Annotated in this window: 19 protein-coding genes; 7 read left to right on the top strand and 12 right to left on the bottom strand. The window is 71.7% G+C overall.

Annotated elements, in window-relative coordinates; translation table 11 throughout:
• A partial coding sequence (locus tag YWW_RS0115985; protein WP_026930895.1) for an RICIN domain-containing protein occupies positions 1-989 on the top strand: 989 nt, incomplete at its 5' end.
• A 261-nt stretch (positions 990-1,250) separates the two neighbouring features.
• Complete coding sequence (locus YWW_RS30925) at positions 1,251-1,970, top strand: glycoside hydrolase family 43 protein (protein ID WP_211228583.1); 720 nt, start codon at positions 1,251-1,253, stop codon at positions 1,968-1,970.
• A 3-nt stretch (positions 1,971-1,973) separates the two neighbouring features.
• Here the strand turns inward: YWW_RS30925 and YWW_RS30920 are convergent, their stop codons facing one another.
• Both YWW_RS30920 and YWW_RS0115970 read right to left on the bottom strand, forming a co-directional pair.
• A complete protein-coding gene (locus tag YWW_RS30920; RefSeq protein ID WP_051325897.1) occupies positions 1,974-3,632 on the bottom strand; it encodes an MGH1-like glycoside hydrolase domain-containing protein in 1,659 nt (552 codons plus the stop codon).
• Positions 3,633-3,742: 110 nt separating this feature from the next.
• Positions 3,743-5,053, bottom strand: coding sequence for an extracellular solute-binding protein (locus YWW_RS0115970; protein ID WP_026930894.1), 1,311 nt, complete (start codon positions 5,051-5,053; stop codon positions 3,743-3,745).
• A gap of 350 nt (positions 5,054-5,403) precedes the next feature.
• On the opposite strand from YWW_RS0115970, the gene YWW_RS0115965 reads away from it, so the two are divergent.
• On the top strand, positions 5,404-6,345 hold the full coding sequence (locus YWW_RS0115965; RefSeq protein WP_026930893.1) for a carbohydrate ABC transporter permease: 942 nt from the start codon (positions 5,404-5,406) through the stop codon (positions 6,343-6,345).
• A complete protein-coding gene (locus YWW_RS0115960) occupies positions 6,335-7,234 on the top strand; it encodes a carbohydrate ABC transporter permease (RefSeq protein ID WP_026930892.1) in 900 nt (299 codons plus the stop codon). Before YWW_RS0115965 ends, YWW_RS0115960 begins: the two co-directional genes overlap by 11 nt.
• Positions 7,235-7,480: 246 nt before the next feature.
• Here the strand turns inward: YWW_RS0115960 and YWW_RS0115955 are convergent, their stop codons facing one another.
• From YWW_RS0115955 to YWW_RS0115945, 3 genes are all read right to left on the bottom strand, one after another.
• Positions 7,481-8,629, bottom strand: coding sequence for a glutathione S-transferase family protein (locus YWW_RS0115955; RefSeq protein WP_026930891.1), 1,149 nt, complete (start codon positions 8,627-8,629; stop codon positions 7,481-7,483).
• Between the two features lie 560 nt (positions 8,630-9,189).
• Positions 9,190-10,173 (bottom strand): SDR family NAD(P)-dependent oxidoreductase, encoded by a 984-nt coding sequence (locus tag YWW_RS0115950; protein WP_026930890.1) that lies wholly within the window; start codon positions 10,171-10,173, stop codon positions 9,190-9,192.
• 225 nt (positions 10,174-10,398) lie between these two features.
• Positions 10,399-11,451, bottom strand: a complete 1,053-nt coding sequence (locus YWW_RS0115945) for an aldo/keto reductase (RefSeq protein WP_026930889.1) — start codon at positions 11,449-11,451, stop codon at positions 10,399-10,401.
• A gap of 128 nt (positions 11,452-11,579) precedes the next feature.
• On the opposite strand from YWW_RS0115945, the gene YWW_RS0115940 reads away from it, so the two are divergent.
• Positions 11,580-12,218, top strand: a complete 639-nt coding sequence (locus tag YWW_RS0115940; protein WP_081687503.1) for a TetR/AcrR family transcriptional regulator — start codon at positions 11,580-11,582, stop codon at positions 12,216-12,218.
• 160 nt (positions 12,219-12,378) lie between these two features.
• On the opposite strand, the gene YWW_RS0115935 is transcribed toward YWW_RS0115940, so the two are convergent.
• The gene (locus YWW_RS0115935) at positions 12,379-13,278 is read right to left on the bottom strand and encodes an SDR family oxidoreductase (RefSeq protein ID WP_026930887.1); all 900 of its coding nucleotides are present in this window, start codon (positions 13,276-13,278) and stop codon (positions 12,379-12,381) included.
• Positions 13,279-13,363: 85 nt separating this feature from the next.
• Between YWW_RS0115935 and YWW_RS0115930 the strand changes: the two genes are divergently transcribed.
• A complete protein-coding gene (locus YWW_RS0115930; protein ID WP_026930886.1) occupies positions 13,364-13,921 on the top strand; it encodes a TetR family transcriptional regulator in 558 nt (185 codons plus the stop codon).
• Positions 13,922-13,966: 45 nt separating this feature from the next.
• On the opposite strand, the gene YWW_RS0115925 is transcribed toward YWW_RS0115930, so the two are convergent.
• On the bottom strand, positions 13,967-15,754 hold the full coding sequence (locus tag YWW_RS0115925) for an ABC transporter ATP-binding protein (RefSeq protein WP_026930885.1): 1,788 nt from the start codon (positions 15,752-15,754) through the stop codon (positions 13,967-13,969).
• Between the two features lie 122 nt (positions 15,755-15,876).
• Here YWW_RS0115925 and YWW_RS0115920 point away from each other — a divergent pair, with 122 nt between their 5' ends.
• A complete protein-coding gene (locus tag YWW_RS0115920; RefSeq protein WP_026930884.1) occupies positions 15,877-16,740 on the top strand; it encodes an AraC family transcriptional regulator in 864 nt (287 codons plus the stop codon).
• Here the strand turns inward: YWW_RS0115920 and YWW_RS30915 are convergent.
• The 5 genes from YWW_RS30915 to YWW_RS0115895 are packed head-to-tail and all read right to left on the bottom strand — an operon-like array spanning position 16,737 to position 22,842.
• Positions 16,737-17,657 (bottom strand): aldose epimerase family protein, encoded by a 921-nt coding sequence (locus YWW_RS30915; protein ID WP_155830204.1) that lies wholly within the window; start codon positions 17,655-17,657, stop codon positions 16,737-16,739. The two genes, YWW_RS0115920 and YWW_RS30915, sit on opposite strands and share 4 nt — an antisense overlap.
• Before the next feature lies 1 nt (position 17,658).
• Entirely contained in the window at positions 17,659-19,794 is a 2,136-nt protein-coding gene (locus YWW_RS0115910; protein WP_026930883.1) for an alpha-galactosidase, read from the bottom strand.
• A 3-nt stretch (positions 19,795-19,797) separates the two neighbouring features.
• Positions 19,798-20,661, bottom strand: coding sequence for a carbohydrate ABC transporter permease (locus YWW_RS0115905; RefSeq protein ID WP_026930882.1), 864 nt, complete (start codon positions 20,659-20,661; stop codon positions 19,798-19,800).
• A complete protein-coding gene (locus tag YWW_RS0115900; protein ID WP_026930881.1) occupies positions 20,654-21,598 on the bottom strand; it encodes a carbohydrate ABC transporter permease in 945 nt (314 codons plus the stop codon). The genes YWW_RS0115905 and YWW_RS0115900 overlap by 8 nt, the downstream gene beginning before the upstream one ends.
• Complete coding sequence (locus YWW_RS0115895) at positions 21,595-22,842, bottom strand: ABC transporter substrate-binding protein (RefSeq protein WP_026930880.1); 1,248 nt, start codon at positions 22,840-22,842, stop codon at positions 21,595-21,597. The genes YWW_RS0115900 and YWW_RS0115895 overlap by 4 nt, the downstream gene beginning before the upstream one ends.
• Positions 22,843-22,844: the final 2 nt, after the last annotated feature.

Below are 22,844 nucleotides of genomic sequence, written 5' to 3'. Positions count from 1 at the left end.
TCTACTTCGAGCCGATGAACGAGCCCCACGGCTACAGCTCCCAAGAGTGGCGCGACCTCGCGGCCGACTGGCTCGACTACCACTACTCGGCGCCGCCCGGCCGCGTCCTCATCGGCGGCGTCGGTTACAGCCAGGACCTCGGGCCGATCTGCGACGACAGCCGTTTCGACGGCACCCTGCTGTCCTTCCACCACTACGCGTTCTTCTACGGGGACAACACCGAAGCCGGCTGGCGCGACCACGTCCAGGCCCGCCTGGGGGACTGCGCCTCGCGCGCGGTCGTGACCGAGTTCGGCGCCCCGATGAGCACCGGCCTCGACTACAGCGTCCCGAACAGCGGCGACAACTTCGTCCGGCACATCCGCGCGGTCACCGAGGTCATGCGCGCCAACGGCATGGGCGGCACGTACTGGCCCGCCATCGGCGGCAAGCCCGGCGACATCGGCTATGACTGGTACTCCATGTTCGAGCTCAGCGGCTCGGGCACCGACCTGAACCTGAGCATCCGCAACCAGACCGGCGCCGACCGACTCCGCTACGGCTGGGGCGACGACGTGGACGGCGGTGGCGACGGCGGCGAGGTCGCCGACATCGTGAACCGCAACTCGGGCAAGTGCGTCGACGTCGTCAGCGGCTCCACCGCCGACGGAGCCGAGATCATCCAGTACGACTGCCACGGCGGGTCCAACCAGCAATGGCGGTTCCAGGAGGTCGGCGGCGGCTACTACCAGATCATCTCGCAGGCCTCCGGCAGATGCCTCGACGTCGACGCCGCCTCCACGGCCAACGGCGCCAGGATCATCCAGTGGTCGTGCAACGGCGGCACCAACCAGCAGTGGGAGCTGCGCGACGCCGGCGGCGGCCACGTCGAGATCGTCGCCAGACACTCGGGCAGGTGCCTCGACGTGATCGACTCCTCGACCGCGAACAGCGCTCGCCTCCACCAGTACGACTGCTGGGGCGGCGCCAACCAGCAGTGGAGCGTCTGAGCTCCTGAGCCGGCTCGGGCCGCAGCCCGCGCCGCCCGCCGCACGGACCTCGGCGGCGGGCGGCGCGCCCGGCCAAGGAGAATGGCGGGCAGCCGACGGAAGGAAGCCCATGCCCGCCTTGAGCGAGATCCAGATCCGCGACCCGTTCGTGCTCCGCGTGCCCGAAGAGGACCGCTTCTACCTGTTCGGGAGCACCGACGCGGACATCTGGAAGGGCCCGGCGACCGGCTTCGACACGTACTGGAGCACCGACCTGGCCGAATGGCACGGCCCGATCCCTGCCTTCCGGCCCCCGCGGACTTCTGGTCGCACACCCAGTACTGGGCGCCCGAGGTGCACCGCCACGGCGGCGCGTTCTACATGTTCGCGACCTTCACGGCGGAAGGGCGCCGCCGCGGCACCCAGGTGCTGCGCGCCGAGCGCCCGGAGGGCCCGTACGCCCCGTGGTCGCCGAGGCCGCTCACGCCTCGCGACTGGGAGTGCCTGGACGGCACCCTGCACGTGGAGGACGGCACGCCCTACATGGTGTTCTGCCACGAGTGGAAGGACGTCGGCGACGGCGAGATCCGGGCGGTGCGGCTGACGCCGGACCTGCGCGGCGCCGTCGGCGAGCCGCTGCTGCTCTTCACGGCCTCGGAGGCGCCGTGGACGCGCCCGCTCGACCGGCCGGGGCCGACCGCGCACGTGACCGACGGGCCGTTCCTGCACCGGAGCAAGGAGGGTGAGCTGCTGATGCTGTGGTCGAGCATGGGCGAGGGCGGCTACGCGCTGGGGGTCGCGGTCTCCGAGAGCGGCGGCGTCCGCGGTCCGTGGCGGCAGGCCGAGGAGGCGCTGTGGCCGCGGGACGGCGGGCACGGCATGGTCTTCGCCGACGCCGCCGGGCGGCTGCTGCTCGCGCTGCACCATCCGAACCGGACGCCCGAAGAGCGGGCCCGCTTCATCGAGGTCGAGGAGGTCCCCGGCGGCCTCGCGCTGCGCTGAGCGCTAGAAGGCGGGCGGGACGAACGACACCGCCGTTCTGCCGGTGATCCGGCCTTCGGCGTCGAGCTCGATCCGCTCGTTGGCCGCGAGCGACAGCGCCAGACGCGCGGACCCGGCGTCCGCGCGACAGGTCTCGAGCTCCCCAGTGACCACCGCGGGGCTCATGCCGACGACCGCCCGCACCTCGCCCGCCGCGTCCGTCTCGATCCGCCACCCGCGCGGGAAGGCCCACCGCGGCGCGCCGTCGCGGTGCACTTCGGCACGCTCGTCGTCGGCCGCCAGCTCGTACTCGGCTCCGCCGACGCGCCGCGCGTAGGCGGTCGCCGCCGCGGCGGCGCCGTGGTCGAGCCGCGTCGGCGGCAGCCCGGTGAACCACACTTCGCCGCCGGGACGCGGCAGGATCCCGAAACTCCGTTCCACAGTGTCCAGGAACCAGAGGATCGACGGCGAGTACACCGAGGTGAACCCCGCTTCGCCGGACCAGGGGTCGAGGCACTGCGGGAAGCGGTCCGCGGCGGCCAACGCGGCCAGCGGCGGGGCGGCGGCCACGGCGAGCTCCGCGACGTGGCCGTGGTGCTCGAAGGCGTCGGGGGCGCGCAGCAGGCTGAGGAGGTTGACCGGCCCGCCCCAGGAGTTGCGCGAGGCGTCGGCGTCGAAGCGCGGGTCGTCGAGCGCGAGCGAGGTGAAGCCGTGGTGCGAGAGGAACTTGCGGGTGTTCATCAGGTAGGCGCCCAGTGCTCGTGTGAAGAACTCCTCGTCGCCGATCTCGCAGGCCAGGACCCGCAGCAGCACATCGGACTGGATCCGGACGTGCCTCCCCGATCGGTCCCGGTCGTAGAAGGTCCCGTCGTCGGGGTCGAAGCACTGGGCGTACAGCGCCGCGACCGAGGCTCGCGCCTTGCGCCGCCACGGTTCGCCGTCCTCGCCGAGCGCTTCGGCGATCCGCGCGAGGTAGGCCCGCTGGCAGGCGACGTTGGCGGTGAGGTCGGGCGCCGCATAGGGCAGGATCGGCGAATCGGGGTCGCACCGGCGGGCGTCGCCGCGGAAGGCGCGGTCCGGCGCGAACCAGAACCGCGGTGAGAGGTCGTGGCCGGTGTCGAAGGCGCAGAACGCCTCCACCGCGCCGGTGCGGCGTGTGTCGCGGAACCGCGCGAGCCAGTCGTCGTAGCGCGCCATCGCGCGGTACATCGTCTCCAGGAAGGGCTCGTCGCCTCCGGTGAGCTCATGGTGGCGCCATACGGTGCGCGCCAGCGGCGTGACGATCTGGATCTGACTGAAGCCGGGGCCGTCGTCGGTGAGCTTGTAGGGGATCATGCCGTCGCCTCGCTGGTGCTCGGCGAAGCGCAGGTGGGTCTCGCGCGCGATGCCGGGGGCGAAGCGGGCGAGCACTTCGGCGTTGATCGTGCCGGTGCTCTCGAGCCACGCGCCCGCGTAGACCCCGCCCTCGTTGAGGACGGGGGCGCCGCCCGCGAGGGGGCGGACGCACTGCTCGAGCTCCGCGAGCGCGCGGTGCCAGCGCTCCTCGAGCGGCCCGCCGACGGCGGCGAAGCCGACACCCGCCGCGGTGAGTTCCGCGCCGAGCCCCGAGCCCGCGATGCCGGAGCGGGAGACCGGGTCGCCCGCGCGCAGGCGGCTCAGCGCCGCCTCGATCGCCTTCGTCATGGTCCTCCGAGCGTGGTGGTGCGAACGGGAGGCGGGCCGGGCGTCAGGCCCGCCTCCTCGGGGTCGATCGGGCACGGGGCCGATGGAGCACAGTGCCGATCGGGCGCGGGCTATTCCGCGAGCGCGGCTCCGAGTTCGTCGGTCCATTGGGCCGCCGCCTCGTCGGGCGTCATTCGCCCGAACAGGACTTCGGCCTCCATGCGCTGGGACAGCTCGTTCATGATCGAGCCGCCCGCGGGCTGCGGCGGGGCGACGACGCCCTCGTCGAAGACGATGTCGACGTAGTCGGCCGCGGTCTTGGCGGGGCCCTCCAGCAGCGGCGAGACGACCGCGAGCGTGTCGGGGTTGAACGGCACGCCGCGGGTGTCGAGGATGAGCTCGGCCGCGGCCGGTTCGTGGAGGAACCAGTCGACGAGCATGGCCGCCGCCTGGGGGTGCTCGCTCGCGGCGTTGACCGACCAGTACGCCGAGGGCAGCAGCGCGACGCCCGACAGCTCGGTGTCGGTGGGCGGCAGCATCATCTGGACTTCACCTGCGGCGCTGTAGGCGGACATGAGGTTGGTGTACCCGAAGGTGATCGCGGCCTGGCCGATCGTGAAGGGCTGCTGGTCGGGCGGCAGCTGCCAGTTCGCCGTCACGACCGAGGGGTCGGGCAGGCCGCCGTTCGCGAGGAGCCGCTGTTCGATCTCGTACCAGCCGGCGACCTGTCCGGCGTCGACGCCGAGCTTTCCGTCCCAGTCGTACATGCCGACCTCGCTCACCTGGGCCGCGTAGGTGCCCATGATGTCCTGGATGCGCAGGTCGATGCCGTAGATCGGGTTGCCGGACTCGTTGGTGAGGCCGGCGCTGCCGATCTGGCCGGCGGCGGCGACGAGGTCGTCCCAGGTCCAGCCCTCTTGAGGGAGCGGGACGCCGGCCTGCTCGAAGATGCCGACGTTGATGAACGCGGCCGTCGCGTTCCCGCCGGTGGGCAGGCCGTAGAGGGTGTCGTCGACGGTGGCGCTGGTGAGGGAGAAGTCGGGGTAGGCCGAGGAGCCGAGTTGCTCGCTCACGGTCGACAGGTCGAGCAGGGCGCCGAGCTCGCCGTACTCCTGCGGCTTGGCGCCGCCGAGCGCGAAGACGTCGGGGGCGGTGCTCCCGCCGCCGGCGAAGTCGGTGGCGAGCCGGTTGAAGAGGTCGTCGGGCGCGCCGACGGGGGTCTCGACGACGGTGATGTTGGGGTACTCCTCCTCGAACAGGTCGATGACCTCGCCGAAGAGGCGGGCGCGGTCGTCGTCGCCCCACCAGGAGATCTCGAGCTCGATTGCTTCATCGGGGTCGTATTCGCCGCCCCCGCCGCCCGCGCCGGAGCATCCGGCTAGGGCGAGCGCCGCGGCGGCGACGGATCCGATGGCCGCACGCGAACGTGTGCTACGCGTCATTGCGCCTCGTTTCGTGTGTCGTCGGTGGCGGGGGCCACCGTGTTGCCACTGATCCGGACGTGTGAGGGGCCGTCCGAGGCGGTCGCTGGGGACTGGGCCGGGACAGCCGAAAATTGCAACCGCTTTCCGGAAAATTATCATCGCAGGTGACGGTTGTCAATGCCTTGCATTGGCAAAGCGCTCCCATCACCCCAGGTGACAGGCTGATTCGAGCTTGTGGAAGTTTCGGAGCTTCTCCGATTATTTTCGGCCAGAAGCGATTGACGAAGCGCATGACGGCGGTCATAATCAACGCAGTCGTGCAACCGCTTTCCCCCCGTTCCCGCGGTCACGAGAGGCTAGGAGATCCCATGAGCAGTCTCGGCGAGCTCAGAGACATCGCAGTCCGCAGACGCAGGGGCGGTGCCCGCGGCAAGGAGAAATACCCCGACAACAAGGCGGCGTACCTCTTCCTCCTCCCCTGGACCGTCGGCCTGCTCGGGCTCACGATCGGCCCGATGATCGCCTCGCTCTACCTGTCATTCACCGAGTACAACCTGTTCCGGGCGCCCGAGTGGATCGGCCTGGAGAACTTCAGCGCCATGTTCGGCGACGAGCGGTTCTGGAACTCCTTCCGGGTCACGGTCGTCTACGTGCTCGTCGGCGTGCCGATCCAGCTCGTCCTCGCCCTCGGGCTGGCGATGCTGCTCGACAAGGGCATGCGGGGGCTGTCGTTCTACCGCTCGGTGTTCTACCTGCCGAGCCTGATGGGCGGCTCGGTCGCCATCGCGATCCTGTGGCGCCAGGTGTTCGGCAAGGAGGGCCTCGTCAACGGCGTGCTCGGCTGGTTCGGCGTCGACGGGCCGGGCTGGATCGGCCACCCCGACTTCGCGCTCGGCACGCTCATCGTCCTGAACGTGTGGACCTTCGGCTCCCCCATGGTGATCTTCCTGGCCGGGCTCCGGCAGATCCCCGAGATGTTCTACGAGGCCGCGTCGATGGACGGCGCCGGGCGCCTGCGGAAGTTCTTCTCGATCACGCTGCCGCTGCTGACGCCGATCATCTTCTTCAACCTCGTCCTGCAGATCATCTTCGCCTTCCAGGCGTTCACGCAGGCGTACGTCGTCTCCGGCGGCACCGGCGGGCCCGCCGACGCGACGATGTTCTACACGCTCCTGCTCTACAAGGAGGCGTTCACCGAACTCAACATGGGCTACGCCTCGGCCATGGCGTGGTTCCTCGTCATCGTGGTCGCCGCCTTCACCGCGTTCAACTTCTGGCTCTCGAAGTACTGGGTGTTCTATGACGACTGAAACCGAGACCCTCGCCCGCCCGACCGCCCCGCCGCTCCGGCGGCGGCGCCCCGGAGGCGGGCGGCGGGCGCTGCGATCGACCGGCAAGCACGTGATGCTCACCGCGATGTCGGTGGTGATGATCTACCCGCTGATCTGGCTGCTCGTGTCGAGCTTCAAGCCCAACAGCGAGATCTTCCGCGACCTCAGCATCTTCACGGCCGACCTCACCGCCGAGAACTACGCCAACGGCTGGAACGACCTCCAGTTCCCCTTCAGCGTGTTCATCGTGAACTCCTCGATCATCGCCCTCGGCGCGATCGTGGGGAACCTGGTCTCGTGCTCCCTCGCGGCGTACGCCTTCGCCCGCCTGCGGTTCCGCGGGCGCAACCTGATGTTCGCGATCATGCTCGGCTCGATCATGCTGCCGTTCCAGGTGCTGATGGTGCCGCAGTTCCTGATCTTCAAGGAGCTGGGCTGGTTGAACACCTTCCTGCCGCTCATCGCGCCGAAGTTCCTCGCGACCGAGGCGTTCTTCGTGTTCCTCATGGTGCAGTTCATCCGCAGCCTGCCGGAGGAGGTCTTCGAGGCCGCGCGCATCGACGGCGCGGGGCACTTCCGCTCCTACACGCAGATCACGCTGCCGCTCATCATGCCGGCGCTCGCGACGACCGCGATCTTCACCTTCATCTGGACGTGGGGCGACTTCTTCGGGCCGCTCGTGTACCTGCGGCTGCCCGAGACGTGGCCGGTCTCGGTGGCGCTGAAGGGCTACCTGGACGCGCAGTCGAGTTCGGACTACGGATCGATGTTCGCGATGAGCGTCGTCTCGCTGCTGCCGATGTTCCTCGTGTTCGTCCTCGGTCAGCGGTTCCTCATCAAGGGGGTCGCGACGACCGGCATCAAGTAGCGGTGCCGCCGGCGGCCGCGAGGCGCCGTTCCCGGCTCGCCGCGGCCCTTCGGAGCAGGTGCGCGGTTCGCGCTCGTCGAGCCGCGCCGTTCTCGGTGCGGCGCGGCCCTCCCCACGTCGCCATGTCCAGTAGCGCATGCCGCGCCCGCCGTTCCCGGCGCCGCGGCCCTTCGGGAGGCCGGTCGGCGCCGGTCCGGTGCGCGGGTGGTCGGCTCCGTGTTCGGTTCGCGGGGCCGCTCCGCCGGTTCACCGCCCGTAGAGCGGATTGGCGCCCGGTGGGCGCTCCTCGGCCGGCACCGGGCCCGGTGCCGTGCCGCTGCCGAACGGTGTCCCGCCCAGCCGCTCGCGGCCGTGGGCGGAGAGCCAGTTCGCCGGATCGGGGCCCAGGGGCACCACCTGCGTCGGGTTGATGTCCTCGTGCACCACGTAGTAGTGGCGCTTGATCTGGTCGAAGTCAACGGTGTCGCCGAAGCCGGGGGTCTGGAACAGGTCCCGGGCGTAGCCCCACAGGTTCGGCATCTCGGTGAGCTTGTTCCGGTTGCATTTGAAGTGCCCGTGGTAGACCGCGTCGAAGCGCACCAGCGTGGTGAACAGCCGGACATCGGCCTCGGTGATGGCCTCGCCCATCAGGTACCGCCGCTCGGCGAGGCGCTCCTCGAGCCAGTCGAGCGTGTCGAAGAGCCGCTCGTAGGCCCGCTCGTAGGCGCTCTGGGACCCGGCGAAGCCCGCGCGGTACACCCCGTTGTTGACCTCGGTGAAGATCCGCTTGATCACCGGGAGCATGTCGTCGATCAGTTCGGCGGGGATGAGATCGGGTGCCCCTTCGCGGTGGTGGGCGGCCCACTGGGTGGACAGGTCGAAGCTCAGCTGCGGGTAGTTGTTGGTGACCACCGCGCCGGAGGGGACGTCCACCAGGGCGGGCACGGTGATGCCCCTGGGGTAGTCGGGGAAGCGTTTGAAGTAGTTCTCTTGGAGCCGTTCGGTGCCCAGCACGGGGTCGCGGCCGTCGGGGCTGAGGTCGAAGGTCCAGGAGCGGACATCGTGCGTCGGCCCCGGCGTGGCCAGCGAGATGGCGTCTTCGAGGCCCAGCAGGCGGCGGATGATGACCGAGCGGTGCGCCCAGGGGCAGGCCCGGGCGGCCACGAGGCGGTAGCGGCCCGGCTCCACCGGCCAGGCCCGCGCGCCCTCGGTGAGACCGGTCATCCGCGGATCGCCGATCGTGGAGGCCGCCTCGACCGGCGCGGACCGGGCGGCCTCGACGTCGGCCACGACGCGGTCCTCGATGTAGTTGGTGTCCCTGGTGAACTCCTCGCCGGAGACGTAGGCGCCCTTGGTGGAATGCTCGGTTCCGGCGGTCCGGTGAGGTTCGGCCTGCTGCGCATCGTGCTCTGCCATGGGCCCAGCCTACGCATGTTCGGCGCCTGTGGACGGCGCCGAGGGGATCTGCTCGTGCCCGCACCTCCGATCGCCTCTCGCATGCCCCGGCACGGCCCGTCCCTTCCGGATCATCCGGAGAGGAAGGCCGCGGGCGCGCCGTCCAGCGGTCCGACGGGAAAGAGGAACCCCCGAAGACCGCCCGCCCACAGCCTTCCAGTCCCGGGACATGAGCGGCGTCAACCGCGTCGCCCGAGAGCCGCACCCACGGACCTTCTATCGTCGACACCGGCCGCTCCGGTCGCGTCGCCCCAAGGGCCGCCCGCCGACAGCCTTCCCGCCAGGCCCTCGCCCATGGCTTTGAGGAACCATCCGATGGCCGTCCCGTCCGCGGCCCCCGATGCGGTGGGCGGCGCGGAGGTGCCCGGAGAGCCGAGGACCACTCACGGGATTCCCTCTGCCCGCCTTTGGCCTCGGCGGCCGAGGCGGTGGCCGGGACCGCGCCTCCGCGCGGTATCCGTGCGCACTCGGTGTGTCGGGTGGAGCGAACTCCGCTCGCCGCGCCGGTGATGCCGCGGCCGTCATGCCATGAGCAGCTCCTCGCTCAGTTCCCAGAGCCGCCGGGCGGACTTCGGGTCGACGGCGTGCGAGGCGACTTCCGCCGGGATCTCGTCCGCGGTGAGCGGCTTCGGCTCGTCGTCCAGCGGCGAGATGTCGTTGTCCTTGAGGTAGACGCCGCCGATGTCGGCGAGCAGCGGGCTGGTCGCCGCGAACACGATGGTGCTCGCCCCCTGCTGCGGCGTCTTCTTCCCGGCCTCAGGGTCGATGATCGGCCGGCCGGACCGGTCGATCAGGCCCATGGCCCGCAGCGCGTCCTCGCCCGCGGCGCCGTTCAGCGCGGTGCCGACGACGACACCCGGGTGCACGGCGTAGCCGCGGATGCCGTCGTCGGCCCAGAGCCGGTCGAGCTCGACGGCGTGCAGCACGTTCGCGGTCTTGGACTGGGCGTAGGCGACGTCGGGGTCGTAGCCGGTGGTGGTGAAGTTCGGGTCGTCCCAGCGGATGTCGGACATTCGCTGGGCGCCGGAGGACACGTTGACCACTCGGGCCTCGCCCGCCGCCCGCAGTGCGGGCAGCAGGCCCGCGGTCAGCTGGAAGTGGCCCAGGTGGTTGGTCGCGAACTGCGCCTCGTAGCCGCGCGCGTCCCGCACCAGTTCCGCGGGGGCGGGGAGGGCGGCGCAGTTGATCAGGATGTGGAGCGGGTGGCCGGAGTCGAGCCAGCGCTTCGCGAAGGCGTCGATGGAGGCCGGATCGAGCAGGTCGAGCCGGCTGATCTCGACGTGCTCGACGCCGGAGATAGCCAGCGCGGCGCGGGCGGGATCGCGCGAGCCGAGGGTGATCGAGGCGCCGGCCTTGCCGAGCGCCTTGACGGCCTCCAGGCCGATGCCGGCGTGGCCGCCGGTGACGATGACGTTCTTGCCGGTCAGGTCGATGCCCGCCACGACCTCCTCGGCCGTCGAGGCGGCGGTGAACCTGGTTCCGATGGGTTGCTGCTTGTGTGCCATGCGCTTGGTCCTCGTCATGTGGTCGGGAGATGGGCTGGGCGCCTCGACCGGCAGTGGCGCCGGCGCGGCGGTCGGTGTTCCGGCAGGTGGGTGTTCCGATGGCCCGGTGTTCCGGCGGTCCGCCGCCGAGCGATGCCCGTGTCGCTCGTGGAGCGTCGACGCTCCACGGGAGACGGGGCCCCTCGGTGGCGGACCGGAGTCGTCGTGGCGCGGTGGCGCCGGGGCTCAGGCGGCCGAACGCTCGCCGAGCGGGCGGCGGCGCAGGGGCGCGTGCCCGATCGCGGGCGGGTCGTAGGCCATGTCGAGCGCGCCGACGTCGGTGCCGGGCGGCACGATCGCGTCGATCTGGTCGAGGACTTCGTCGGTGAGCGTGAGCTCGACGCCGGCGAGCAGGTCGTCGAGGTGCTCCATCGTGCGCGGCCCGATGATCGCGGAGGTGACGCCGGGGTGGGCGATGGTGAAGGCCATGGCCAGGTGGGTCAGCGGGACGCCGGCGCCCTCGGCGACGGGGATGAGCCGCTCGACGGCGTCGAGGCGGCGCTCGTCGGCCAGGTGCTTGAAGCCGAACTGGGCCCGGTGCGCGTCGGATTGGCGGCCCTTGCGGTAGCGGCCGGTGAGCATGCCGCCGGCCAGGGGGCTCCAGACGAGGGTGCCCATGCCGTAGCGCTGCGCGACGGGGAGCACTTCGCGTTCGATGCCGCGGTTGAGGATCGAGTACGGAGGCTGCTCGCTGCGGAAGCGGACCAGGCCGCGCCGCTCGGCCACCCACTGGGCCTCGACGATGTCGGAGACGGGCAGGGAAGAGGTGCCGACGGCTCGGACCTTGCCGATGCGCACCAGGTCGGTGAGCACCGAGAGGGTCTCCTCGATGTCGGTGTCCGGGTCGGGCTGGTGGATCTGGAACAGGTCGATGTGGTCGGTGCCCAGCCGACGCAGTGAGCCTTCCACCGCGCGGGTCAGCCAGACGCGCGAGGCGCCCGAGCGGTTGGGCACGGGCGGGGTGTCTCCGACCGGGTTGTAGTCCAAGGGGAAGCGGGCCTTGGTGGCGAGCACGACGTCGTCGCGGCGACCCTTGAGGGCCTTGCCGACGATCTCCTCGGACTCGCCGTGGGAGTACATGTCGGCGGTGTCGACGAAGTTGATGCCGGCGTCGAGGGCCTTGTGGATGATCTTGACCGAGTCCTCGTGGTCGCGGTTGCCGACGGCCCCGAACATCATGGCGCCGAGCGCGTAGGGGCTGACCTTGATGCCGGTTCGGCCGAGCGTGCGGTACTGCATGGCTTGCTCCTGGGATTGCGGTGGACGTTTGGCGGGGCTTCGCCGATGCCGTATCCTGGATCGAAGCGGAAAGCCCTTCCGCAAATATACGGAAAGACGTTCCGGATAAGCAAGCGATAAGGAGTGTCGTGACGGAGAACACAGTGCCGGGCGGCGTGGACGCGGCGTGGCCGGGCGGGGGCGAGAGGGCGCCGCGCAAGCGTCGCGTCGATGCGCAGCGCAATACCGATTCCCTGCTCGAGGCGGCGAAGACCGTCTTCGGCACCTCGGGCGTGGACGCGCCCGCGAAGGAGATCACCGACCTGGCCGGGGTCGGCGTCGGCACGCTGTACCGCCACTTCCCGCAGCGCTCGGACCTGGTCAAGGCCGTCTTCCAGCGCGAAGTGGACTCCTGCGCCGACGCGGCCCCGGGCCTGGCCGCGGCGCACGAGCCGGGCGAGGCGCTCGAGCAGTGGCTCTACCGCTTCACCGAGTTCCTGGCGACCAAACGCGGACTCGCCTCGGCTCTGCACTCGGGGGATCCCGCGTTCGACGAGCTGCCCGGCTACTTCATGCAGCGATTCGGACCGGCCCTCGGGTCGCTGCTCGACGCGGCGGCGGCCGAAGGCGAGATCCGCGCCGACGTCAGCCCCGAGGAGCTCCTCCACGCCGTCGGCAACCTGTGCATGGTCGCGGACGCCGACGGGCCCGCGTACAGCCGCCGCATGGTCTCGCTCCTCATCGACGGGCTGCGCTACGGCGCCGACAAGAGCCGCTCGCGATCCTGACGCCGCCCTCGCGGTCGATGTGCGAAGCGGCCCGCGCTCGTCGAGCGCGGGCCGCTCCCCTGCCGAGTCGCCGCCGGGGCGGCGAGCCGCGCGTCGGCGTCCACGGCGCAGAACCGGGTGCCGGTGATCGGCACCCGGACGCCCGTGGTGTGGCGCTCCGTCAGTCCCGCGGCGCGTAGGCGCCGGCGGCGATGTCCTCGAAGAGGGTCGGCCCGGTCGGCGCCCAACCGAGCAGCTCGCGGGTGCGGACGTTCGTCGCGGTGACGTCCAGGCCGAGGAAGCGCGCGATCCAGCCGAAGTGGTCCTCGGCCTCTTCCGGAGCGACCGAGACGGTCGGCACGCCCAGGTACTCGCCGATGGCGGCGGCGATGTCGCGGGAGGGGACGGCCTCTTCGGCCACCGCGTGCAGCCGCGAGCCCGCCGGGGCCTGTTCGAGCGCGAGCCGCACCATCGACGCGGCGTCGGAGCGGTGCACGGCCGTCCAGTGGGTCGAGCCGTCGCCGATGTAGCCGGAGACGCCGCGTTCCTTCGCGATCCCGGTCAGCGTCGCGACGAAGCCGTGGTCGCCCATGCCGTGCACGGACGGGGAGAAGCGCAGCGCCACCGGGCGGACCCCGCGCCCGGCGTAGGACAGGGCGAGGTTCTCGCTGCCGCCGCGCATCGAGTCGGGGCCGTGGAACGGCGACGGGTCGTCCTCGGTCAGCGGCCGCCCGACGATGTCCGACGCCATCCCGCTGGCGATCAGGAAGGGGCGGTCGCCGCCTTCGAGGACGTCGAGCATCCGCTGGACGGCGGCGTGCTCGGTGCGGCCCGCGGCGGCGTAGTCGGAGAAGTCGTGATTGAAGGCGAGATGGACGACGCCGTCGGCGGCCGCGGCCCCCGCGGCGAGGCTCTCGGGGTCGTCGAGGTCGCCGCGGTGGGCGATGGCGCCGACCGCTTCGAGCCTGGAGGCCGCCCCGTCGGAGCGGGCGAGCCCGAGGACCTTGTGGCCGTGGGCGATGAGTTCCTCGGTGACGGCCGAGCCGATCCAGCCGGAGGCGCCGGTGACGAAGACGCGCATGGGTCTTTCCCTTCCAGGTTATGACAGTTACTGACATCAACTCTACCCCTTCATGTCAGTCACTGTCAACGCTAGAATCCTCGACATGAGTCGCTGGGAGCCGGACGCGCGCGGGCGGATGATCCGCGCCGCCATGGAGCTCTTCGCGGAGCGAGGCTTCGAGCAGACCACCGCCGGGGACATCGCCGAGAGCGCCGGAGTCACCGAGCGCACCTTCTTCCGGCACTTCGCGGACAAGCGCGAGGTCCTCTTCGACGGCTCCGAGGACATGCGGCGGGTGACGCGCGAGGCGATCCTGGCGGCGCCGAGCGAGGCCTCGCCGCTGGACGCGGCGCTCGCCGGAGTGACGGCCGGCGGCGGGCTGCTGAAGGACCGCCGCGCCCACGCCGTGCGACGCTCCGCGATCATCGAGGCCAACCCGGCGCTTCAGGAGCGCGAGCTGCTGAAGCTGGCGGGAATGGCCGTCACCGCCGCCGAGGCGCTCCGCGAGCGCGGCACGCCCGAGCCGGACGCCACCCTCGCCGCGCAGAGCGCGGTCACGGTCTTCCAGGTCGCGTTCGCGCGCTGGGTCGCGGAGGACGATGCGGCCGACCCCGCCGCCCGCATCGCGGAGACCGCGGCGGCGCTGCGCGCCTTGCGGTGAGGGGCCCGGTCTCGGTGCCGCGCCGCCCTGGAGCGCGAGAGCGGTTCAGGCGGCGCCGGTCTGGGTCAGGTGCATGTGGGCGTAGCGGCCCGAGGCGGCCAGCAGCTCGGCGTGGGTGCCCTGCTCGACGATCCGGCCGTGGTCGAGGACGACGATGCGGTCGGCCATGCGGATCGTGGACAGCCGGTGCGCCACGACGAGGGTGGTCCGGCCGCGCATGAGCCGGGCCAGCGCCTCCTTGACCAGTTCCTCGGCCTCGGGGTCGAGCGCCGAGGTCGCCTCGTCGAGCAGGAGGACGCTCGGGTCGCGCACCAGGGCGCGGGCGATCGCCAGGCGCTGGCGCTGCCCGCCCGAGAGGCGCGCGCCGCGCTCCCCGACGACCGTGTCCAGGCCGTCGGCCAGCTCCTGGACGAACTCCCAGGCGTTGGCGTCGCGCAGCGCCCGCTCGATCCGCTCCTCCCCCGCGTCGGGCATCCCGTAGGCCACGTTCTCGCGGATGGTCCCTTCGAACAGCACCGACTCCTGCGGCACGACGGAGGTGAACCGGCGGGCGGTGCGCAGGTCGAGCTCCTGCATGTCGACGCCGTCGAGCAGGATGCGGCCCGAGGTGGGCCGCACGAAGCCGAGCACGAGGTTGAGCAGCGTCGACTTGCCCGAGCCCGAGGAGCCGACGAACGCGACGGTCTTCCCGGCCTCGATGTCGAGCGAGACCTCCTGCACCGCTTCGGTCTCGGCATCGTCGTAGCGGTGCGAGACGCGCTCGAGCGTCAGGCGGCCCTCGACGGCGTCGACCGGGCGCTTGCCCTCGTTCTGCTCGATGTCGGGGTCCTGGAGCACCTCGGCGATGGACCGCACCGACTCCATGCCCCTCGCCCCCACCGGGATCAGCATGAGCAGCTGCGTGAGGCCCTGGGTCAGCAGGGTGAAGTAGGTGGACAGCAGCACGACCTCGCCGGGGGTGATCGGCAGGAAGGAGGTGATCGCGAAGACCGCCGCGAGGCCGAGGCATCCCACGCCGAGCAGCTGCATCGTGACCCACGAGATGGAGGCCACGTGGCCGTTGAGCATGTCCAGGTGCAGGCCGGCGCGCCGCACCCCGTCGGCGCCGGTGGCGACGCGCGAGACCGCGGCCTGCTCCAGGCCGTGCGCCCGCGTGACCGGGATGAGCGAGGCCATCTCGCCGACCCGGGAGGCGAAGCCCTCCATCTCCTTGCGGAAGGCCTCGTTGCGGGCGCGGGAGCGGCGGCGCAGGGCCGCGCGCAGGCCGATCGCGATCGGCACGGTGAGCGCGTACACGGGCAGGAACTGGGGCACGGCGATCGCCGTCATCGTGATCGCGCCGAGGAGCACCATGGTGGACGACAGCAGCGGGTGCGTCATCTGCTGGAGCATCAGCTCGACGTTCTCGACGTCGCGCACGACCTTGTTCTGGACGATCGAGGAGCTCACGCGCGTGTGGTAGCCGATCGACAGGCTCTGGAGCCGCGCGGCGAGCGCGTTGCGGAGGCCGGCGCCGGTGTCGCGCACGACGGTCATGAAGTTGCGGGTGTAGGCGATGTGGTTGGGGTAGTTCTGGACGAGCAGCGCGGCGGCGACGGCGAGCCAGCCGAGCACCGCCCCGACGGAGCCGTCGGAGGACACCAGGTCGATGATCGCGGCGGTGACCACCGGGAGGAACCACAGCGGGATCTCCTTGAGCGCGAACGCCGCGAAGGCCGCCAGGATCCGCCAGGGGCGGCGGGCGAGCAGGCGGAGCACCGAGCGGGCCGGGTGGGCGCCGTCGAGCAGTTCCGGTCCGGGGACATGACTGTGAGCAAACGCTTTCTGAGCCATGGTCCGATGGTACGCACGAAGCCGCGCCGTCGAAACCGCGACGTGCGGCGAGGCGGGCCCGACCGCGCCCGCGACCGGCGCGAGGCCTGGACGATCCGCCGCCGGTGGTGGATGATGTTCGGATGCCCATTCAAGAAGGCTTCCGCGGCCAGCGGCTGGTCGTGGTCCCGCGGCCGTCCGTCGCCGAGGCGCTGCGGCGCCCGGTCACGCGCCGGCTCATGGTCACCGACACGGGCTACTATCCGCGCGCCGCCGATCACCGGATGCAGCGGCCGCGGGGCACCGACGAGGCCGTCGTGATCGTCTGCGCCTCCGGCATGGGCTGGGCGAGGGTCGGTTCGGGACTGCACCGCATCGGGGCGTGGCAGGCGCTGGTGATCCCGCGCGGCGTGCCGCACGAGTACGGCGCCGACGCACGCGATCCCTGGACGATCTGGTGGGCGCACCTGGCGGGCACGGACGTGCCGGAACTGGTGGAGAGCATGGAGGTCACGGCCGCGCGCCCGGTGGTGCCGGTGCGGGCGATCGAGCGCGCGGTGGCGCTGCTGGACGAGATCGTCTCGGGCCTGGAGCGGGACCAGTCGCCGGTGCGGCTGCTGGGGGCCTCGGGGGCGGCGTGGAAGCTGCTCACGCAGATCAATGTGGACCGCGTGCTGCCGGGGCCGGGCGACCCGCTCCAGCGGGCCATGAACTACCTGGCGGAACGGCTCGACGGGAAGGTGCGGGTGGCGGAGCTGGCGCGCCTGGTGGGCGTGTCGCCCTCGCACCTGAGCACGCTGTTCCGCAGGGCGACGGGCGGCGGCGTGCTGGCCCACCACACGGCGCTGCGGATGGCGCGGGCGCGGCAGTTGCTCGACGCGACCGAGGCGACGATCACCGAGATCGCCTTCGACGTCGGCTACGACGACGCGTTCTACTTCTCGCGGGTCTTCCGCAGGCACCACGGGATGAGCCCGAGCGACTTCCGCCATCGCGACAGCCGCTAAGCGACCAGCCGTATCCCCCAGCGCGCCGTCCACACCCGATCGGGTTCGAGCCAGTGGAGCCCCTCGCCGGTCCGCAGGGCGTTCGGCGGGGCCGTCATCGGTTCGAGGGCGATGGCGGTGCGGGTGCCGTCGTCGGCCGTGAACGCCTCGGCGACGTAGAGCTGGAGCCAGCGGTGACTCGCGTCGGCGTGCAGTTCGACGGTGGTGCCGTCCGGGGCGGTGAGGCTGTGCCGTGAGGGCGCTCCGGCGCGCTCATATGTCGCGTGGCGTGGGACGCGGTGGAAGGGCCGTCCCGCCCTCAGGTCGAATTCGGTGCCGCTCACGTCGAAGCGCTGCCTGGGGATGAGCGTCGGCCCTGGAAGGCCCGCCGAGTCCGCGTCGAGCCGCACGGTGAGCCGCTCGGCGGGGACTGATCCGACCCGCAGGTACGGATGCGCGCCGACGGCGACCGGCGCGGGCCGGTCGCCGAGGTTGTCGACGGCGGTCTCGACGTCGACGCCGTCGGCCCCGAGCCGGTAGGTGACGGTCACCAGCAGCTCGAAGGGGTAGCCGGGGTGCCCGCTGATCAAGGCGCGGAGCGCGACCGAGTCCGCGCCCGTCTCATGCACCTGGAAGTCGTGCGTGGTGAGCAGCCCGTGGTTGGCGTGCCCCAGCTCCGGTTCGGTGACGGCGAGGCGCTGCTCGCGTCCGCCGTAGTCCCAGCGGGCGGAGTCCACGCGGTTGGGCCACGGCACGAGCACCGCGCCGGACATGCCGGGCGGGTACCGCCATGCCGTGGTGGGCTCGACGAGGTCCAGACCGCGGACGCGGAGCGCCCGCAGTGAGGCGGCCCGCGGCGAGATCGCCACCGTGGCCGTCGCGGAGGGGCCGCCCAGCTCGATGAGGTGGCCGGCGCCGGCGGCTCGCCGCGCCGTCATCTCACGCGGCACCGGTGAGGCGCAGGAGCACCGACCGGTCGACGTCGAGCGACGGGGCCTCGATGCCGGTCTCGGCCAGGACGCGGCCGGGCAGCACGAGCGGCGACGCCATCCACGGTGGACGCTGGTCGTCGGGGACGACCGCGGTGACGGCGAGCTCCTCGACGCGGTAGCGGCGCTCGGGGTCCAGGCCGGGGAAGCGCAGGCGCGCGGGCGGCCAGGCGGCGGGGCGCGCGAGCACGGCGAACTGGAACAGCGCCTCGCTCCCGTCGGCGGCCACGACGCCTTCGAGGCGGACCTCCGGTGCGGTGTCGGCGTGGACGACATCGCCGGAGTGCAGAAGCGGGCGCAGTTCGCGGTGGGCGGCGACCCAGGCGCGCAGCTCGGCGAACTCGCGCTCGTCGACGCGGGTGAGGTCGGCCTCGACGCCGAGATGTCCCCACAGGACGGTGGCGGCGCGGAACGCCAGGGGCGCGACGCGGCGGGTGGTGTGCGAGGTCTCGGCGCCGATGTGGGTGCCCTGGAGCTCGGGCGGGAGCAGCAGGCCGGTCCAGCGCTGGATGTCGATGCGCTCGTGCGGGTCGTTGCAGTCGGAGGGCCAGACGCGGTCGGTGTGCTCGAGGACGCCGAGGTCGATCCGGCCGCCGCCGCTGGCGCAGGACTCGATCTCCAGGCCGGGGTGGGCCTCGCGCAGTTCGCGCATCATGCGATGGGCGCGGAGGGTCTGGGTGCGGACGCCGGGGCGGCCCTCGGGGGTGTGCCCGGCGTCGGTGAGGAAGCGGTTGTGGTCCCACTTGAGGTAGTCGACGCGCAGGGCGCCGACGAGCGCGGAGACGCGCTCGAAGACGTGCCGGTAGGCCTCGTCGTGGCCGAGGTCGAGGACGTGCTGGTGGCGCGAGGGCAGGCCGGGACCGTGCCCGGCGTCGAAGACCCATTCGGGGTGGGCGCGCGCGAGCTCGGAGTCGAGGTTGACCATCTCGGGTTCGACCCAGAGCCCGAACTGCATGCCGAGCTCGCGGACGCGCTCGGCGAGCGGCTCGAGGCCGTCGGGCCAGACCCGGGGGTCGACAGTCCAGTCGCCGAGGGAGGTGGTGTCGTCGCGGCGGCCGAGGAACCAGCCGTCGTCGACGACGAAGCGCTCGGCGCCGAGCTCGGCACTGCGGTCGGCGAGCGCGATGAGCCGGGCCGGGTCGTGGTCGAAGTAGACGGCCTCCCAGGTGTTGACAAGGACGGGGCGCGGTGCGGCGGGGTGCTCGGGCCTGGCGCGCAGGAAGCGGTGGACCTGCGCGGACATCGCGTCGAGGCCGGTGCCGCAGGCGCCGTAGAGCCACGGCGTCCGGTACTTCTCGCCGGAGTCGAGGACGAGCTCGGCGGGGAGGAGGAGCTCGCCGCCGCGCAGCACGCGGGTGCCGGCCGGAGTGCGTTCGGCCGCGAGCATCTGGTTGCCGCTCCAGCCGAGGTGGACGCCCCAGACCTCGCCGTCGCGGAATCCGAAGGCGGGGCGCCCGGCGACGAGCATCGTGGGCGCGTCCAGACCCGGTTTGCCGCCGCGGCTCTCGCGCACCCAGGCGCCGATCGGGAACGGGTGCCGCTGGGGGACGCGCTCGTGGGCCCAGCGGCCGGTGAGGTCGAGGAGCTCCTCGGCGGTCTCGGGGACGGGCAGCGTCAGCTCCAGCGCGTCGACGCGGTACGGCGCGCCGTCGTTGCGCAGCGTCGCCCGTGTGCGCAGCAGACCGCTCGGCTCGAGTCGGAGCTCGACGGTGAGGGCCAGTTCGCTCTCGGGGTCGACGCCGTCGACTTCGAGGACGGCGGCCCCGGCGGTGTCGTCGACGCGGGCGCCGACGGCCCGGAACAGCGGGGCCCATGCCCGCCCGTCTCGGGACCCGGCGACGCCGGGCCGCCCGAGCCAGCCCTCGGCGAGCTGCGGGACGATCGGCACGGGCTGGGGGTAGGTGACGGCGCTGTCGCCGATGGTCGGCGCGGTGGCGCGCTCGATCGCGGCGAGCTCGTCGTCGCCGACCGCGCCGAGGTCGGCGCCCCAGTGCAGGATGCGGGGCAGTCTCGCGTCGGTGAGCGAGACGACGACGCTCGTGCCGGCCCGCCGCAGGTGGACGACCGGTGTGGTGCTCGGGGTCATGGTTCAGCCTTTCAAGCCGCTGCTGGCGATCCCGTTGAAGAACTGCCGCTGGAGGACGAGGAAGATGACGATGAGCGGGAGCGAGGCGACGAGCGCGCCCGCCATGAGGGTCGGGTAGTCGGTGCCGTACTGGCCTTGGAGGCCGGCGAGGCCCACGGTGAGCGGCCGGTTGTCGCCGCGCGGCGACACGATGAGCGGCCACAGCAGGTCGTTCCACGAGTACAGCGAGGTGAGCACCGCGAGCGCGCCGAGCGTGGGCCGGACCATCGGGAGCATCACGGACCAGAACGTGCGCAGCGGTCCGGCCCCGTCGAGGCGGGCGGCCTCCTCATAGGCGCCCGGGATCGACATGAACGCCTGCCGCATCAGGAAGACGCCGAAGGCGGAGAACATGCCGGGGATCGCGAGCGCGGGGATCGTGTCGAGCAGCTCGAGATCGCGGATCAGCTCGAACTGCCCGATGAGGAACAACTGGCTGGGCACCATGAGCATGGCGATGAACAGTCCGAACAGGATGCTCCGGCCGGGGAAGCGCAACCGCGCGAAGGCGTACCCGGCGAGCGCGGCGACGGCGAGCTGGCCGACCACGCGCAGGACGAGCGCCGAGACCGAGACGGTGAACTGGCTCCAGACCGGCACCGAGTCGAAGAACGTCGCGAAGGCGTCGGCGGTCGGCTCGGCGGGCCAGAACGTCGGCGGCGTCTCGGAGGCCTCGCCGGTGGTCTTGAACGCGGTGAGCAGTTGCCAGGCGAAGGGCGCCACCATGACCGCCGCGGCGATGGCGAGCGCCAGGTGCAGGATCCATTCGCCGCGCCGGGTCGCTTTGGATCCGGCCGCCTTGCGCGGCTTGAGGCTCGGCTCAGTCATAGAACACCCACCGGCGCTGGAGTCGGAACTGGAGGGCGGTGGCGATCATGATCACGCCGAGCAGCACGATCGCGATCGCGGCGCCGTAGCCCTGGTCGAACTGGACAAAGGCCTTCTCGTAGAACAGGTAGACGATGGTCTTGGAGTCGTCGAGGGCGGTGTTGTCGACGCTGCGGAGCATGACGAAGACCAGGTCGAACATCTGGAGCGCCGAGATGACGGTCAGCACGGTCACCAGGAAGACGCTCGGGGACAGCAGCGGCAGGGTGATCCTGAAGAACTGGCGGACCCGGCCTGCGCCATCCAGTGAGGACGCCTCGTACAGCTCCGGCGGGATCGACTGGAGGCCCGCGCCGAGGATGATGAGGTTGATGCCGAGGCTCATCCAGATGCCGACCACGCCGATCGCGTAGATCGCGTAGGTCGCGTCGGCCACCCAGTACTGGCCCGGGATGCCGACCAGTGAGAGCGCCCAGTTCAGCAGGCCGAAGTCGCCGTTGTAGATGAACCGCCACACCATGCTGACCGCGACCGGCAGCGTGACCACGGGCAGGAAGTACAGGACGCGGTAGACCGCCCGGCCGCGGCTGAGCTGCTGGACGAGCGCGGCCAGGACGATGGCGATCGGGACGCCGAGCAGCAGGATCGCGGTGTAGACCGCGGAGTTCCCGAAGGCCTGCCAGAATTCGCCGTCGCCGAGCAGCTCGGTGTAGTTGTCGAGCCCGGTCCAGGTGCCGGGGCCGAAGGCGGGCGTGTCCATGAAGCTCTTGGTGAAGGTCTTCAGGAACGGCCACAGGTAGAGCGCGGCGAGGCCGATGAACGCCGGGGCGATCATCGCGTAGCCCCACCACGGGGACGGGCCGAGCCCGCCCGCGCGGCGGCGGCGCCGCGCGGGGGGCCCGGCGGCCCGGGCGGCCGCGGTGCTCTCGGACGTCATTCCGCGAGGACCTCGTCGATGGCCGCGTTGTAGGCCGCGGCGGCTTCGGCGGCGGACTGCTCGCCGTTCCAGGCGGGGGTGAGGTACTCGGTCTCCAGGCCGGTCCACTCGGCGGCGTTGCCCGCGATCGGCAGCGGCACCGAGTAGTCGACGGCGTCGACGAAGACCTGGAGGTCGAACTCGGGCATCGCGTCGAGCCAGGCCTGCTGGGTGCCTTCGTAGGCGGGGAGCACCGCTCCGCTCTCGGCCTGGATCCGCGCGGCCTCCTCGCCGCTGGCGAAGACGAGGAACTCGGCGAGCTCCTCGGGGTGCTCGGTGCCGGCGTACCCGGCGTTGAGGATGCCGCTGATCATGCTGGCGCGCTGCTCCCCCGTCGGGAGCGGCGCGACACCGACGTTCGGACGGAACTCCTCGTCGCCGTAGAGGCGCTGGGCCCAGAAGGAGCCGGAGAAGTACATGGCGACCTTGCCGTCCATGAACATCTGCACCGCTTCGGTGTCGGAGAGCTGCTGGAGCGTGGGCGAGAGGCCGTCGGCCTGCATCCGCGTCCAGAACTCGATGCCGGAGACGGCCTCGGGGCTGTCGATGGCGGCCGTGCCGTCGTCGCCGATCACCTGGCCGCCGGCCTGGTAGATGCTGTTGTAGTAGCCGCCTTGGCGGTCGATCGGGGCGGCGATGCCCCACACGCCGGCGTCGGCGTCGGTGAGCGCCTGCGCGGCGGCGTGGGCGTCGTCCCAGGTCCAGGTGTCGTCGGGGTAGGGGACCCCGGCGTCGTCGAAGAGGGCCTTGTTGAACCAGATGCCGTTGGTGTCGTAGTCCTTGGGCAGGCCGTAGATCGCCTCGCCGGTGTCGTAGAGGTCCATGACGGACTCGGGATAGGCCGAGAGGTCCACGTCGGCGTCGGCGACGGCGTCCGCGATGTCGAGCAGCTGGCCGCCTTCGGCGTAGGCGGGGAACTGGTCGGCGAGCATCCAGAAGGCGTCGGGCGCGGTGCGGCCGGCCGCGCCGACCTGGAGGGTGGACCAGTACTCGGGCCACGGCAGGACCTGCACCTGGACGTCGACATCGGGGTGCTCGGCCTCGAATGCCTCGGCGATCCCCTCCATGGCGGGCTTCTGGTCCTCGCTCCAGGTGGCGTAGGTCAGGACGACATCGCCGCCGTCGCCGCCGGAGCCGCATCCGGCGAAGACGAGTGCCGAGGCCGAGGCTGCCGCCGCGGCGATCCATCGCTTGGTGTGTCGCATGG

Origin of the sequence: Glycomyces tenuis DSM 44171 (assembly GCF_000427885.1) — a bacterium.
Taxonomy (GTDB): Bacteria; Actinomycetota; Actinomycetes; order Mycobacteriales; family Micromonosporaceae; genus Glycomyces; species Glycomyces tenuis.
This window is presented reverse-complemented; position numbering and strand designations above follow the sequence as displayed.